At 48.1% G+C, this 14,476-nt stretch carries 11 protein-coding genes and 1 pseudogene; 6 read left to right on the top strand and 6 right to left on the bottom strand.

Translation table 11 applies throughout. From position 1 onward, the window contains the following. Positions 1–48: 48 nt before the first annotated feature. Entirely contained in the window at positions 49–678 is a 630-nt protein-coding gene (locus ACUZ8J_RS17855) for a response regulator (RefSeq protein ID WP_446694518.1), read from the bottom strand. Then, positions 671–2,464 carry a nitrate/nitrite two-component system sensor histidine kinase NarQ gene (gene narQ, locus ACUZ8J_RS17850; protein WP_446694517.1) on the bottom strand — a complete coding sequence of 598 codons (1,794 nt, stop codon included), beginning with the start codon at positions 2,462–2,464 and terminating at the stop codon, positions 671–673. Before narQ ends, ACUZ8J_RS17855 begins: the two co-directional genes overlap by 8 nt. 241 nt (positions 2,465–2,705) lie before the next feature. On the opposite strand from narQ, the gene nrfA reads away from it, so the two are divergent. Continuing rightward, entirely contained in the window at positions 2,706–4,109 is a 1,404-nt protein-coding gene (gene nrfA, locus ACUZ8J_RS17845) for an ammonia-forming nitrite reductase cytochrome c552 subunit (protein WP_446694516.1), read from the top strand. Between the two features lie 189 nt (positions 4,110–4,298). On the opposite strand, the gene ACUZ8J_RS17840 is transcribed toward nrfA, so the two are convergent. Next, entirely contained in the window at positions 4,299–6,239 is a 1,941-nt protein-coding gene (locus ACUZ8J_RS17840) for a bifunctional diguanylate cyclase/phosphodiesterase (protein WP_446694515.1), read from the bottom strand. Positions 6,240–6,555: 316 nt separating this feature from the next. Between ACUZ8J_RS17840 and ACUZ8J_RS17835 the strand changes: the two are divergent. Further along, positions 6,556–7,214, top strand: a pseudogene (locus ACUZ8J_RS17835) (phosphatase PAP2 family protein). A 52-nt stretch (positions 7,215–7,266) separates the two neighbouring features. Here ACUZ8J_RS17835 and ACUZ8J_RS17830 read toward each other — a convergent pair. Then, positions 7,267–7,815 (bottom strand): DUF2799 domain-containing protein, encoded by a 549-nt coding sequence (locus ACUZ8J_RS17830; protein WP_089068481.1) that lies wholly within the window; start codon positions 7,813–7,815, stop codon positions 7,267–7,269. A 201-nt stretch (positions 7,816–8,016) separates the two neighbouring features. Between ACUZ8J_RS17830 and ACUZ8J_RS17825 the strand changes: the two genes are divergently transcribed. Both ACUZ8J_RS17825 and ACUZ8J_RS17820 read left to right on the top strand, forming a co-directional pair. After that, positions 8,017–8,358, top strand: coding sequence for a hypothetical protein (locus ACUZ8J_RS17825; protein WP_446694514.1), 342 nt, complete (start codon positions 8,017–8,019; stop codon positions 8,356–8,358). A gap of 270 nt (positions 8,359–8,628) precedes the next feature. Then, positions 8,629–9,486, top strand: coding sequence for a PA4780 family RIO1-like protein kinase (locus ACUZ8J_RS17820; protein WP_011715841.1), 858 nt, complete (start codon positions 8,629–8,631; stop codon positions 9,484–9,486). 722 nt (positions 9,487–10,208) lie between these two features. Here ACUZ8J_RS17820 and ACUZ8J_RS17815 read toward each other — a convergent pair. Further along, entirely contained in the window at positions 10,209–10,442 is a 234-nt protein-coding gene (locus ACUZ8J_RS17815) for a transposase (protein WP_011621463.1), read from the bottom strand. A 655-nt stretch (positions 10,443–11,097) separates the two neighbouring features. Between ACUZ8J_RS17815 and ACUZ8J_RS17810 the strand changes: the two genes are divergently transcribed. Next, entirely contained in the window at positions 11,098–11,790 is a 693-nt protein-coding gene (locus ACUZ8J_RS17810) for an OmpA family protein (protein WP_011621464.1), read from the top strand. A 239-nt stretch (positions 11,791–12,029) separates the two neighbouring features. After that, a complete protein-coding gene (locus ACUZ8J_RS17805; protein ID WP_446694513.1) occupies positions 12,030–12,857 on the top strand; it encodes a molybdate ABC transporter substrate-binding protein in 828 nt (275 codons plus the stop codon). Positions 12,858–12,931: 74 nt separating this feature from the next. Here ACUZ8J_RS17805 and mgtE read toward each other — a convergent pair whose 3' ends face one another. Beyond that, a complete protein-coding gene (gene mgtE / locus ACUZ8J_RS17800) occupies positions 12,932–14,296 on the bottom strand; it encodes a magnesium transporter (RefSeq protein ID WP_446694512.1) in 1,365 nt (454 codons plus the stop codon). Between the last annotated feature and the right edge of the window lie 180 nt (positions 14,297–14,476).

The raw sequence follows: 14,476 nt of genomic DNA, 5'->3' as shown, positions 1-14,476 counted from the left end.
ATTGCCTTTATTTTTTGAGCTTAGTGCTAAATCACTAGGTTTGAAGTATTAGTTGTTCAAATACCTGACTGCCATTTCGGTTCTCGACTTGGCATTGGCCTTACGCAGCAGGTTTTTCACGTGCACTTTTACCGTGCCTTCACTGATATGTAAGTGCTCTGAAATCATTCGGTTGCTTAAGCCTTCTGCCAGCTGTTGCAGGATCTGTAGCTCCCTTGGCGTGAGGCTTGAAATCCATTCCTGCTCATCGGCGGCATTTTTAAGCTCGTACAGATATTCTTCAACCTCATTGCTGATCACTCTGTGGCCCAACATGGCATTTTTGAGCTTATCGAGCAGCAGATCCGGCTCGGTATCTTTCAGTAAGTAACCGTCGGCGCCCGCACGCAGTAGTCGAATAACATCTTGTTTTGCATCCGAAACGGTGAGGATCACTATCCGTGAGGTAACGCCTTCTTGTCGCATCGCGTTGAGGGTATCGAGTCCTGTCATTCCCTTCATATTCAGATCGAGCAGTACAATATCGGGCTCATCGGTGGCGACGGCGCTTAAGGCATCCAAGCCTCCGCCAACTTCACCGAAGAGACTAAAATCCGGATCGGAGGCGATCAGTTGGCAGATCCCTTTGCGAAGAAGAGGATGGTCATCGACCACGAGGACAGAATAAGGCTTACCCATGTGTAGGCTCCTGTTGGGAAGGGAAAACTAAAGTGACTTTGGTTCCCTGTGACAAATGTGATGCGTTATTGGACTCTGAGGGAGTGCCAGGGATTTGTTGATATTGTTCTGCAATTCCCTTGCTATTAGTGTGCGTATCATTACTGCTAAATACAACAGTGCCCGCTAATTTACTGGCGCGCTCGTGCATGATCCCTATGCCAAAGTGTTGATCTCGCTCCTTAAGATAACCAATTCCTATGCCGTTATCGCTCACACTGATATTGACCATGCCATTGTCATCTTTATAACAGCGAATATTGATCAGGCTGGCATTGGCATGCTTGATGGCGTTGAGTGTGGCCTCACGGGTGATCTGCAGAATGTGAATATGCTGCTTCGCCTCGAGCCATTGGGGCGAAAGTTTGTAATCGAGATGGATCTTGATATCGGTATTGGCCCTGAGTTGCTCTAGCATGGCTTCCATCGCGTTCTTCAGATTCGGTTCCTTAATGGTTAATCTGAAAGTGGATAATAACTCCCTGAGCTGTACATAGGCTGTACTGACGCCTTCATTGATTTCCGTCAGTTGACTCTCCACCGCGGGGCTGCGGCAACTATGGTCTAAGTTTTTGCGCAGCAAACTAATTTGGATTTTGAGGAATGACAGTACTTGGCCGAGGGAGTCGTGTAATTCCCTAGCAATCACTCCGCGCTCCTCCATCAAGGCCAGTTGTTGTCGCTGCTCGGTGGCGTTATGGATAACGATGGAGCGAGTGAGCATGATGGCGAAGTTTTTAAACAGCGGCGTATTGGTATCCTGTGCCGAAATCAGTTCTAGGTAACCTAAGTCGGCCTGTTCAAATTGCAGCGGAAAACGGGTGCTGTGCTGGGCATCTTCCGGCCAGCCACCATCGGCTTCGACGACTTCGAGTTCCTGTTCTGGGTACTGAATAATCAGCCTTAAATAGTCGATAGACTCATAATCCTTTAACTGATTCAACGCGGCCTTGAGCGCCTTGTAGTCCAGTTTTTTCGCATTAAGAGTCAATAGGTTATCGTATAAAAAAGCGAGCTCATTGTTTGCTCTGGTGAGCGCAAGAGTCTTTTCGGCGACTTGGGATTCTAAGTTGCCATACAGGGTCGCGAGCTCGCGTGCGGTTTTTTGCAGTGCATGGGTTAGGGCGGTGAGTTCAATATATTCGGTTTCGGGCATTTCTATCTCGAAGTTACCCTTTGAAATGGTGTTGGCCGATTCCATTAGCTGCTGCAAAGGCACCACGACTTTTCGCTTGGTAAAACGTACCGCTAAAAAGGCGATGGCGAGCATCAGCCCGAGTCCAAAAATCTGACTCGCGGCAAGTAGGCGCAGCTTAAAGGCAGCGTGGTGCTCCATTTCTAACACCAACAAATCAATGGTATCGACAAAGTCCTTGAGCGAGGCGGCGTAATCGCGGGAGTTTTCCTGCTCAATGTAGTACTTCATCACCAGCCATTTATCGATAACGAGTTGATACTGTTCGGCGATCTTTTTCGGGCTAAGCCAACCCGTGGAGGGCTGCAATGCCTCGGAATGCAAGGTGTTTTCAAACTCGGTAATTTTCTCTTGGGCGGCGTCACTGCCGGAATTGGCATAAAACATCAGCCGGTAACTTTGCATCCGCAGCGAACCCGAGGCGTTGATGGCCTTTGCATCGCCTAAACTGTAAGACAAATTGATGATTGCGAAGATGGCTAGGCTGCTAGAAAGTAAAATCAGTACTAACATTAAACCCAGAATTTTTGAGGTAAGGCTGCCTCGTTTCATATGTCCATTACCTAATATATGGCCGTTGATTTAATGGCACTTTAGTCGTGTTTTACATTAGAAAATAATGTACTACATTAACGAAAACATAAAAGTGTGAACAACAACACTATTACATTTTGATCTAGCGCAAACTTCGCTCTAGATACCCCCTAAGAGGTATGTCTTTGGAGGGTTTAAGCCACTAACTTTGGCCTTGGAGATGTCGTGATTTATTAAAATAATGCAACACGGAGATGAGATGATGAAGAAGATGACAGGTAAGTCCTTTGCACTCAGTGCATTGGTTGCCGCGAGCTTCATGGCGGCGGGTGCGATGGCGAGCGATAAGACCGAGCCGCGCAACGAAGTATACAAAGATAAGTTTGCTAATCAATACAATAGCTGGCATGACACCGCAAAAAGTGAAGAGATCACCGACGCATTAGCGGGTGATCCTAGCTTAGTGATTCTGTGGGCCGGTTATGGTTTCGCAAAAGACTACAACGCACCTCGCGGCCACATGTATGCCGTGACTGACGTACGTAACACGCTACGTACTGGCGCACCTGCCAATGCTGAAGACGGCCCAATGCCAATGGCATGTTGGAGCTGTAAGAGCCCTGACGTACCTCGCCTGATCGAAGAACAAGGCGAAGACGGTTACTTCAAAGGCAAGTGGGCTAAAGGTGGCCCAGAAGTCGTTAACACTATCGGTTGTAGCGACTGCCACGAAAAAGGCACCCCAAAACTACGCATTTCACGTCCATTCGCTGAGCGCGCAATGGAAACTATTGGCACACCATTCGACAAAGCTTCGAAGAAAGACAAGCAATCTATGGTTTGCGGTCAGTGTCACGTTGAATACTATTTCGAGAAGAAAGACGACCGCAAAGGTTTCGTAAAATTCCCTTGGGATTCAGGTACTACTGTTGAACAAATGGAAGCTTACTACGATGCAATCGAGTTCTCTGACTGGACTCATTCATTGTCTAAGACTCCAATGCTGAAAGCACAACACCCTGGTTATGAAACTTGGAAACTGGGCGTACACGGTAAGAACGATGTGAGCTGTGTTGACTGTCACATGCCTAAAGTGACTAACGACAAAGGTCGTAAGTACACAGATCATAAAGTGGGTAACCCATTCGATCGCTTCGAAGAAACCTGTGCGACTTGCCATAGCCAAAGCAAAGAGTTCTTAGAAGGCATCACCAAAGAACGTTATGCCAAAGTGAAAGAGCTTAAAGCTCGCGCCGAAGGTCAATTAGTGAAAGCACACTTCGAAGCTGCTAAAGCGTGGGAAGTGGGTGCTACTGAAGCCGAAATGAAGCCAATCCTAACGGATATCCGCCACGCTCAATGGCGCTGGGACTTCGCGATTGCTTCTCACGGTGTTGCGGCTCACGCGCCAGAAGAAGCACTGCGAATCCTAGGTACTGCGGTTGATAAAGCGGCCGATGCCCGTGTGAAATTAGCCCAATTACTGGCGAAGAAAGGCGTGACTGACGCTGTTGCTATCCCAGATATCTCTACCAAAGCGAAAGCTCAAGCTGCACTGGGTATGGATATGGACAAGATGAATGCAGAGAAAGAAGCATTCAAGAAAGACACATTACCTAAGTGGGATGCCGAAGCGAAAAAACGCGAAGCAACTTATAAGTAATTCCTGTTGAATATGAGCTAACCCCTCATGTAAAAGCCCCCGCAACTTAGGTTGCGGGGGCTTTATTTTTGGCGGCTTTCGAGCTTGTTGTCGTTTAAGGTCGAGGCCAATATCACGTCAGTTCTGACTCTTTTGCTTTAGGTGCAAACAACTTGCCGCGTCTATGCGGACTTTATCTACATCACGCTTTTAGCGCTTGGATGGGCGAATAAAGTCACGTTCAAACTGCGCGGGTGTCACAGGTTTGCCATAGAGATACCCCTGTCCTAAATCGCATTCTTCATTGCGGATAAAACTGTCCTGATTTTGGTTTTCGACGCCTTCAGCAATCACCTTCAGTTTGAGCTTTTTGCCTATGGCGATAATGGCCTTAGTTAACTCCCTATCCTGCTCGCTGTTTTCGAGTTTACTGATAAAGCAGCGGTCGATTTTTAGGGTATCGAAGGAATATTTCTGTAGATAGCTTAATGAAGAGTAGCCAGTGCCAAAGTCATCGAGTGAGATGCGGATCCCCAGTTCCTGCAACTGCATAATGGCCTTGTGGGCCAAGTGTTCGTCCTGTAGCAACATGCCCTCGGTGATCTCCAGCTCCAGCGCCGTGGCGGGTAATTGGTACAGGGTTAATAGCTCGGCAATATGTTCGACAAAGCGGGGATTACGCATTTGTACGGGGGAGATATTGATGGCGATTTTAAAGTCCCGCTGCAACATTTGGCACCAGTCGGCCGCTTGCTTAATGGCGCTGTGGAGCACGAAGTTACCTATCTCCATGATTTGTCCATTGCGCTCGGCCAAGGCGATAAATCGGTCGGGTGAAACCTGTCCTAACACCGGATTGTGCCAACGCAGTAAGGCTTCAGCGCCAATGACTTTGTGGGTCTTGAGTTCGATAAATGGTTGGTAGTGCAGGCTTAATTCATTGTTTCTCAAGGCATCGACTAAGTGCGACTCGAGTTGATAGCGCTGGCTCAGTGCGATTTGGGTGTCTTGATTGAAAAAACTATAGGGAATGCCTTCGGCCTTGCTGATGGTCATGGCGGCTCCAGCTTTTTGCAGCAGGGTTGCTGCATCGATGCCGTCGCTTGGCGCCTGTGCTATGCCGATTGACGAGGGAATAGTGATCACGAAGTCTGCGATACCAAAGGGGGAATTGCAGCAGTTGATGATCTGATTCAGCAGTTTGTGGGTCTCACGCTGCGAGGGCTTATGGGCTTGCACTAGCACAAACTCCGCCCCTGCAATACGGGCAATAAAGGTATGGCCGTCTGTGCAATGTTGTAACCGCTGGCTCAAGATGGTGAGTATCTTATCGCCTATAAGATAACCATAGCTGTCATTAATGGACTTAAAGTTACGTAGCCCGAGGTAAAACACTGAGATTTTTTCTTTACGATTAATATCTTCCAGCATTTTGGCCAACGTATTGAGCAGATTGAGCCGATTGGGGAGGCCAGTCAGCGGATCGTAACTCTTATGGTATTCAAGCGAGCTTTCGGTGGTGGTGCGCGTTTCGATTTCACGGATTAATTTGGCACTCAGCTCGGCCAACTCGTGGGTGCGTTGCTGGACTTTTTGCTCGAGTTGCTGGTTATGGAGCTGCAATTTAGCCTGTTGGTACAGAGTGATTAGATTGGTTTCGATGGCATTTTGAAACCGTGCTAACAAACTGCGAAATTGCTGACTGTAGTTACGCTCCTTGCTATCGAGCATACAAATGGTGCCGAAGGTGCTGTTATCGGGCCAATGCAATGGCAGGCCGCAGTAGGCAATCATTCCTAGCTTTATGTCGGGATTTTTATCCCAATTGGCATCCTTTAAGGCATTGGGAATGTGAAGTTCACGGCACTCTTTCATCACTGTCTCGCAATAGAGACCATGCCCTAAATGTTCTTTATCGTGGGGTTTGTAGGGATTCCCCTGACTATGGCTCGAAGCAAACACCTCTATCTCAGTGGGGTGGACACGCATGATAAGCGCGGCAGGTGTATCCACAATTTCGGAGAGCAGATCTAAGGTTTGTTGCCAATTCTCTAGCATCTCAGGTGGTACGGTAATTTTTCCTGTCTCAATTGCCATGTCGGCGAATATACGCTCTTTTTGAGATTGTTGGAGGGCAAACTTGTAGGGCATTTGAGGCTCATCCGAAAGCAGGTTGTTGTTTATAAACTATAGTCTTTTTCTCTCAGCGCGAGTTTACCCAAACAATTAAGTTTGCTTTACTTTGTAAATGGTATGTTAATTACCATGTTTTGTATTTCTTAAGATTTTGATAAGAATTCGACCGTAGTCTGGTGCTGGGTATTTTTGGCGAGTGGATAATTAAGTGCATCACAATAACAAAAGCGATGTTAGGACGACATTTTTCAGCTTCGCAAAGGGACATTTGCTTGCTCCTTGGCTCGTGTTTGCGGTGATTATTTTTTGGCTCGAATTGACCCATGCCGATATGCGCTTCGCCAGCATGTTATTTCACTGGCAGGGTGGTGTTGATTCTTGGCCACTGCGCGGCCATTGGTTGACTGAGAATTTGCTGCATGTCACTGGGCGAAACTTGGTTATTTTGCTTGCCGTTGTCGTAGTTAGCTGCATTGGTTTAAGTTTTCGCATCGACAAACTGCGCCCCTACCGTAAAGGCTTTATCTATTTATTCTGCAGTGTGCTGGCCAGCGTGGTTTTAGTGCGCCTTGGTAAGAGTCTTACTCATATACTTGCCCTTGGGATGTGCTTGAGTTTGGCGGTCGCATGATGCATTCATCCCTGTTTGCTCGCTTGCCAGAGGGTGCCGAGTTTGGTCAGTGTTTTCCCGGTGGACATTCGAGCGGCGGTTTTGCTTGGGTGGCAAGCTATTATGTGCTGAAGGAATACCGCCCAGCTTATGCCAAAGCGGGTCTCATCTTTGGGATAGTATTAGGCGCGGTATTTGGTTTTGCGCAGGAGCTTCGTGGTGCCCATTTCTTGAGCCATGACCTCTGGAGTTTGGCGATTGCTTGGACATCCGCCAGCTTGCTCTACTATGGCTTCTTTCTTCGTGTGCCCAAGGTCAAAAAGATTAAAGTTGCCAACAAAATCAGTATTATCAATACCAAAGAAGCCATCTCTAAGTGATAGCTGATCCCTTAAGCCATTCTTATCCCTCAAACTAGTCTGAGGCGAAAGCTTAGAAGCGAAACTCAAAGCGGATATCGCCTTGACGCAATCTGAGCCTTTCGTCGAGGAGATGGTTTTTCTCGTTCAATAGGATGTTCTTCTGCCGCAGCAGATCGGCTTTATCGGTGAGATTGTTCAGCTTGTTGTTGATGCTGCTGATTTCGATATCGATGGCATTTAGGCGGTCGGCAATTTCAGCCAGACGCTTATTCACCAAATATTGCTCGTGTCCTTGGTTATAACGCTCAACAAACTGATTGTTGTTACAAACGCCGTAGTAACTTTCTCCTGCTAAACCTACGCGGTAGCCATTTTCGGGCAAACAATAGCTGATAAGCCCCTGCTGATACCCCTGTTGCCATTGGGCTGCATCCACCTTGAGGTTAAACTCATGACAATCCTGCTGATATTGATTGAGCAGACTCGCGTTGGCGCCTCGATTACCATCGGCTAAGCCCGTGGCGTACCAGTCATTATCTCGGCATTCCTCGAGTGAGAGACTCGTGCATTGGGTGAGGGAGAGGGCGGTAAGAGCCAAAGCAAGATTAAGATAGCGCATTTGAAAATCAGATCAGTCACAAAAGGGCATCAGCATAAAGCTTAGGGAAGGGGAGAGCCAGTGCAATATTGCGCCCGCAATACGGTTATCCGGCACAGCGCTTTGGCTGGCTTTCCCTATCTGAGTCACAACTCGCGCGATGTAATAATGCTAAGGCATTGAGTTAATGTTAGTTTTAATTTTTAACCCATTGTATTGGATATGCTTATGCAGGTTTTGCCACCTTCATCAGATAGCTCGCCCTTGGGGACAAAACGGTCTGTGCCACACACGGCGACGATTTCTGCGTCTGCCAAAGAGCTGAAGACGGAACTTAAAAGTGGCACTGGACCTCAAGAGTCGAGCGATAACAAGACTCAGACTGAGGTCGGCGCTCTGCAATCCTTTGCCCATGGCGCGCTTGGTCTGGCTGAGCCGCAGGGGCGTGAATCAGTCCATGAGCCGAAAGCATCGTCCCAAGAGAATGTTCAAGGTTATTACAAAGCCGGACAGTTGCTCAAGGCTGCGGCAACGGTTGGCAGTGTGATTGCGCTCTTCGTATAAATCACGATGGATTTCATAGCCTTGTTGCTTGAGTCAATCGATGCGCTCGTTAAGCCAAGGTACAGGCAATCAGGGTTAATTTTCAGCAGCTTTACTGACGGTAAATCCACTGCGTTTTGCTATTGTGTTCCTGCACGAGGTGCTTTAGTTTTTACTGAAGTCAGGTATCTTTAACTGAATCTTTTTATCTATCCTCTTTATAAGGCTGCTTTTATATGAAGATTTGCCCGGCACATTCCATCTTACGCCTAAGTAAGGTATAAGGTCGGTATGAAAACTCCTAAACGAATCCAACCTCTGGTTGATGAAGGGCTGGTTGACGAAGTCATTAGCCAACTGATGAGCGGTAAAGAGGCTACAGTGTACGTGGTACGCTGTGGTGAGGATATTCGCTGCGCCAAGGTGTATAAAGAAGCGGAGAAACGCAGTTTTAAGCAGGCGGTGGTTTACCAAGAGGGACGGAAAGTCCGTAATAGCCGCCGAGCCAGAGCGATGGAAAAAGGCTCTAAGTTTGGCCGCGAACAAATGGAAGAGGCATGGCAGAGCGCCGAGGTCGATGCGTTGTTTCGTTTAGCCGATGCGGGCGTCAGAGTACCAACGCCCTTTGGCTGTTTCGATGGCGTATTGTTGATGGAACTCGTCACCGACAGCGAAGGCCATGTCGCGCCCCGTCTAAATGATGTGAGTTTCAGTGCCGAGCAAGCCATCCACGACCATGGGTTAGTGATGACCTATGTTAAACGTATGCTCTGCGCAGGTTTAGTTCACGGCGACTTATCCGAGTTTAACGTCCTAGTGGATGCTAATGGCCCTGTGATTATCGATTTGCCTCAGGCTGTCGATGCTGCGGCCAACAACCATGCGAAATGGATGTTGGAGCGTGATGTTAACAACATGACGCAATATTACGGTCAGTACGCCCCAGAGCTGCTCAAGACCCAATATGCCAAAGAAATGTGGGCACTGTTCGAAGCGGGACAATTAAAAGCGGATACGCCGCTCACGGGTAAATTTACCGAAGTATTAGTCGATGCCGATGTGAATTCTGTCTTGGATGAGATCCAAGCCGCCTATGATGAGGCGCAAGAGCGTAAGCTGCGACTACAAGAGGCTAACGAAAACTATTAGCTGACATCCCAATAAAAAAGACGCCAGATAGGCGTCTTTTGTATTGGATAAATCCTTTCGATGCAGTCATAAAAACAGTGGCATTGCCGTCCTTGGCATGGGCACTCAGCCCCTTCCTTTCCATTGAACCACTCAATAAAAGGACAAGACCGAAGGGAGAAATATATTGATGGGTCACAGAGCCCTATCGACATATTAATCTTTGGGGGAGACAACTCCCTCGAGCCTTGCCGAAACCTTTGGTGTTGCAAGCAACACAGCCATCCATGGCGCGCTATCCTAGTCTAGTGCTGGATCGTCATTGATCCGTGAATAAAAGGACAAGACCCAAGAGGGTAATATGTTCGTGACTTGGGGGAGCACAATTCACATATTTGATCTTTGGGGGAGATAGCTCCCTCTAAAGCCTTGTCAAAACCTTTCTTCTTTTGCTATTGCATACCCTTTAAGCATTAAGTTGACAGAGCCGGATAGTAAACAGCACAGTTATTATTGTTATTTGTACGATTCATATCTTAGGTCGTTGGGGAGCGATAATAGATACCCATCCGACCCTGTCTAAACTGTTATTGATCACGCATTCTCTTCATTGGATGACAAGGCCGGACGTAAAAGGGCGCTGTTATTATTGTTTTTAGCACAACTTTCATACCGCGTTAGACCTACAGGGCAATATGCAATGGGGTCCGGCCTTGTCGATAAGGGCACTGGGCGAGGTTACCTCAACCTATAGTGCGTAATTCACTGTTTAGCTGTTTAATACGTTTCTGCAACTGCGCAATTTCAGAGATTAAAGCGCACTCCCTTTGCTGCGGCTGTTGCTCACTTTCCCTTACCCATTGGTAAACCGCTTTAGCCGAAATACCGTACTGTCGTGCGACATCAGAGAGTAATCTGCCTTTGACTTTTACTTCAAAAATAACGTCAGGTTTAAGACTATGATTGGCGATTCCCATGGGTTATCCCTCTTACTCTATGTTCTGTCTGCTTGCTGGTTCTTTCGGTGCTTTCCTTGGTGATTAATGACGCTGTTCTATATCCCACTGGCTATGTCCTAGGTGGCGCAGGGACAACCATTCGTGGCGACAATGACTAATAAGTTTCATCAGATGTTTCATCTCTATTCTCCTCAATCCACTTAGAGATTGTGCTTCGATTACATGCCTCACAACGGGCACTTAGATTAACGTCCATTGATGTCAAACAGCTTACATAAGGTGTTGAGTGAGTGGCTTTGAGCGCCTCTGCTCTTCTACCTATTTATTAGTATGTAAAATCCGTGCCAACATTTATAAATTTAAATTTACATTAAAAATCATAAGCTTATTAAAATGTTTCAAACGGTGACTTTTTTAAGCCATGTCTGAAACGGTGCAGCTTGCACTATTTCAGTGCTTTTACTCTAAATGTTGTGCAGATGATCTTAAGATGTTTTTATTTAGTGTTGTTTTCGATTGAATCAGTCATAAACTGAGCAAAGAAGCGATTAAAGATTGTCTCAAAAGAGAATGCTTATATACTGCGATTTTTTATGGTGTCCTTTGGCGACTTGCCACGCCCTTTGCCTTTTGGCGGGCAAATACCATCATCAATCATGTTATGAGGTCATAAATGATGAAGCCTTCTCTGATCAAATCACTGCCAGCATCTAAGCTTGCGATTGTTGTGGTGACAGGCGCCTTGATTGCGTCTGGCTGTTCTACAGTCAATCCCTATACCAATGAGCAACAAACGGCAAAAGCAACTACGGGCGCCTTAATTGGTGCGGTTGCCGGCGCGGCTGTTGGGGTTGCGTCCTCTAGCAAGAGCGACCGTGGTAAAGGTGCCTTAATTGGTGCAGCCTCAGGCGCGGCCGTCGGCGGTGGGATTGGTTACTACATGGATGTGCAAGAAACCAAACTGCGTCAACAACTGGCCTCGACAGGCGTGAGTGTGACCCGCGACGGTGACAATATTATTCTCAATATGCCAAACGAAGTGACCTTTGGTGTTGACCAAACTGAACTGAGTGATGGTGCTAAGCGTGTACTTAACTCAGTGGCGCTGGTGGCCAAGGAATACAGCAAGACTCAACTGAATGTATTAGGTTACACCGATAGCAGCGGCTCAGATTCGTACAACCTACGTTTATCACAAGTCCGCGCCAGCGAAGTGGGCAACTACCTGATGAGTAAAGGCGTGGCTTCTGCTCGCGTTAAATCTAAGGGCATGGGTGAGGCGAGTCCTATTGCATCGAATGCGAATGCCGCAGGTCGCGCGCAAAACCGTCGAGTGGAAATTGTGTTAACCCCAACGGGGCAATAATTTCCATAAAATAAGAGTCGCCTACGGGCGACTTTTTACTCTCTGCACTCGCTGATTCTTTGCATTAGGCAACATTTTGCATTCGGGGACAATTTGTCCATTCACCTAAACAACTTAAGTGATCTTGGCCACAATCGTCCCGATTTGAATTTATCCAGTAGCGGTAATACTTGATCCGCTGAAGGTTTTGCCGTCTTGTATGCACTAGGACATTTTCCTGTGCAAACGGAGATAACATCATGGCAAAGCAGGGTTTAGTGTTAGCAATCAGTTTAGGGGCGACATTGATGGCGGGAATGGTACAAGGCGCGCCAACGAGCACTGAAGCGACAGCCCCTATTGAACTCAGGGCCGCAGGCAGTTTAAAGGCGGCGATGAACGATATTATTGCCGCCTATCAAGCGAAATCCGACGCTAAAGTCGCGGCGCAATATGCGCCTTCGGGCTTATTACTTAAGCGGATCCAAGAGGGTGAGCGGGTGGATATTTTCGCTTCGGCGAATATGAAACATCCGCAGGCCTTAGTCGATGCGGGAGCGGGTCAACAGGTGCAAATGTTTGCCCGTAACCAGCTCTGTGCCATTGCCCAGGCGGATGTACCACTCACCAGTGCGAACTTATTAGACACCCTGCTCGCGCCGCAAATTAAGCTTGGGACATCAACGCCAAAAGCCGATCCCGCGGGGGATTATGCTTGGGCTGTGTTTGCGAAAGCCGAGGCCTTAAAAGCTAATGCAAAAACCACATTAGAAACCAAAGCATTGCAGCTCACGGGTGGGCCTGAGAGTGCTAAACCGCCCAAAGATCGTAATCCCTATGCTTGGGTGATGGAAAATAAGCAGGCGGACGTGTTCTTAACCTATTGCACCAATGCGGTGCTGGCACAAAAAGAAGTGCCGAGCCTCAAGGTTGTCGATTTACCGCCAGAGTTAGCCGTTGGCGCCGACTATGGCCTATTGGTGTTAAAGGATGCCAATAGTGCGGCCGCGCCTCTGGCCGAGTTTATTTTATCCCCTGATGGACAAGCGATTTTAACGGGCTATGGCTTTCAGCCGCCTAAAAAATAGTGCTAATCGTCTATTAAAAATGGCGCCCTATGGCGCCATTTTTGTTGCTCGTTTTAGCAAGGCTTAGGCCTGTGCTAGTGCATTAAATACAGGGTCGCTAATCCTAGGAAGGCAAACAGGCCAATGACATCGGTGACTGTGGTGAGTACCATACCGCCCGCTAACGCCGGATCCACTTTCAAGCGTTTTAAGATCAGCGGAATACTGGCGCCAGCCAGTCCTGCGACTGTCATATTGATGAGCATTGCACCGCCAATCAGGCTAGCAAGCGCCATATCATCTTTCCAAACGAATACCGCGATAAACACCAAAATCGACCACATGAGGCCGTTCAAAAAGCCAATGGCGAGTTCTTTGCCAATCAGCCAGCGGGCATTACTCTGGCCAATATGGCCCAAGGCAATCCCGCGGATCACTAGGGCTAAGGTTTGATTACCCGCGACCCCGCCCATGCTCGGGACAATCGTCATTAAGATCGCAATGGTGGCGAATTGTTCGATTGTGCCTTCAAACATATTGCTGACAGAGGCTGCTAATAGGGCGGCGAATAGGTTAATCGTCAGCCAGAGTGAGCGGCGGAAAGTACTCTTCACTACTGGGGCGAAGGTGTCTTCATCATCGTCCATCCCCGCCATCCCCATCATGGAGTGCTCTGCGTCTTCACGGATAACATCTACTACGTCATCGATGGTGATACGCCCGAGTAATTTGCCCTCACTGTCGACCACTGGCGCAGATACCCAGTCATGGCGCTCGAACAGCTGCGCTACTTCGCTGTCGGACATGCCCACGGGAATGCTCTCGATATCGGTATCGATAATGCTACTGATATGAGTATTGGGATCGCAGGTGAGCAGATCCGCAAGTTTGACCCCGCCGAGTACGCGATCATGCTTATCCACCACGTATAAGGTGTCAGTGGTATCGGGCAGATTGCCCCGTTGGCGCAAATAACGCAGTACCACATCGATATTCACATCGGGCCTTAAGGTCACAGTATCTGTATTCATTAGGCTGCCCGCGGTTTCATCGGGGTAGGAGAGCGCTTGCTCCACCCGCTGGCGGTTTTGCAGGCTCATAGACTGCAATACTTGCTTATAGACGGTATCCGGCAAGCTTCGCAGGATATAAGCGAGATCGTCCGTATCCATACTGGCGGTCGCCTTGGCGACCCGTTCAGGGCTCATGGCGCGGATCAACGGATCTTTTAGCTCTTCACTGAGTTCATCGAGAATATCCCCGAGCTGATCTTGATCGATAAGTTGCCATAGCACTTGCCGCGCTTTAGGGGGCGAGGACTCTAAAATCAATGCTATATCCGACGCCGCCATGTTTTGCAGCATTTGCCTGACATGCACAAACATACCGCTATTGAGGGCATGGCTCAGTTGGTCGAGACGTTGTTCGACTTGTAAGCTGTCTGAAGCTTCTACAGGCATGTTTCCTCCAAGGTGGCGACGTGGATGGGGCGTTTGGCTGTTGAGGACTTAAGCCAAAGCGCAGCAGTATATTGTAATTGAGCGCACGGGAGGGCGTCGAGTCACAAATGTGTTTTACTGGTATAAGGTGCTGAAATCAAAACCAAACAGGGTACTGAATAACGGTAGGGGGCATCGAGA

It is taken from the genome of Shewanella sp. Koi 1, from assembly GCF_052907445.1.
The sequence above is the reverse complement of the archived record's forward strand: the minus strand, read 5'-3'. Positions and strand labels throughout refer to the sequence as shown.

Bases quoted from the DNA above. Each gene is read 5' to 3' on its own strand.
- ACUZ8J_RS17855 (WP_446694518.1), bottom strand. From the start codon at position 678: ATGGGTAAGCCTTATTCTGTCCTCGTGGTCGATGACCATCCTCTTCTT.
- narQ (WP_446694517.1), bottom strand. From the start codon at position 2,464: ATGAAACGAGGCAGCCTTACCTCAAAAATTCTGGGTTTAATGTTAGTA.
- nrfA (WP_446694516.1), top strand. From the start codon at position 2,706: ATGATGAAGAAGATGACAGGTAAGTCCTTTGCACTCAGTGCATTGGTT.
- ACUZ8J_RS17840 (WP_446694515.1), bottom strand. From the start codon at position 6,239: ATGCCCTACAAGTTTGCCCTCCAACAATCTCAAAAAGAGCGTATATTC.
- ACUZ8J_RS17830 (WP_089068481.1), bottom strand. From the start codon at position 7,815: ATGCGCTATCTTAATCTTGCTTTGGCTCTTACCGCCCTCTCCCTCACC.
- ACUZ8J_RS17825 (WP_446694514.1), top strand. From the start codon at position 8,017: ATGCTTATGCAGGTTTTGCCACCTTCATCAGATAGCTCGCCCTTGGGG.
- ACUZ8J_RS17820 (WP_011715841.1), top strand. From the start codon at position 8,629: ATGAAAACTCCTAAACGAATCCAACCTCTGGTTGATGAAGGGCTGGTT.
- ACUZ8J_RS17815 (WP_011621463.1), bottom strand. From the start codon at position 10,442: ATGGGAATCGCCAATCATAGTCTTAAACCTGACGTTATTTTTGAAGTA.
- ACUZ8J_RS17810 (WP_011621464.1), top strand. From the start codon at position 11,098: ATGATGAAGCCTTCTCTGATCAAATCACTGCCAGCATCTAAGCTTGCG.
- ACUZ8J_RS17805 (WP_446694513.1), top strand. From the start codon at position 12,030: ATGGCAAAGCAGGGTTTAGTGTTAGCAATCAGTTTAGGGGCGACATTG.
- mgtE (WP_446694512.1), bottom strand. From the start codon at position 14,296: ATGCCTGTAGAAGCTTCAGACAGCTTACAAGTCGAACAACGTCTCGAC.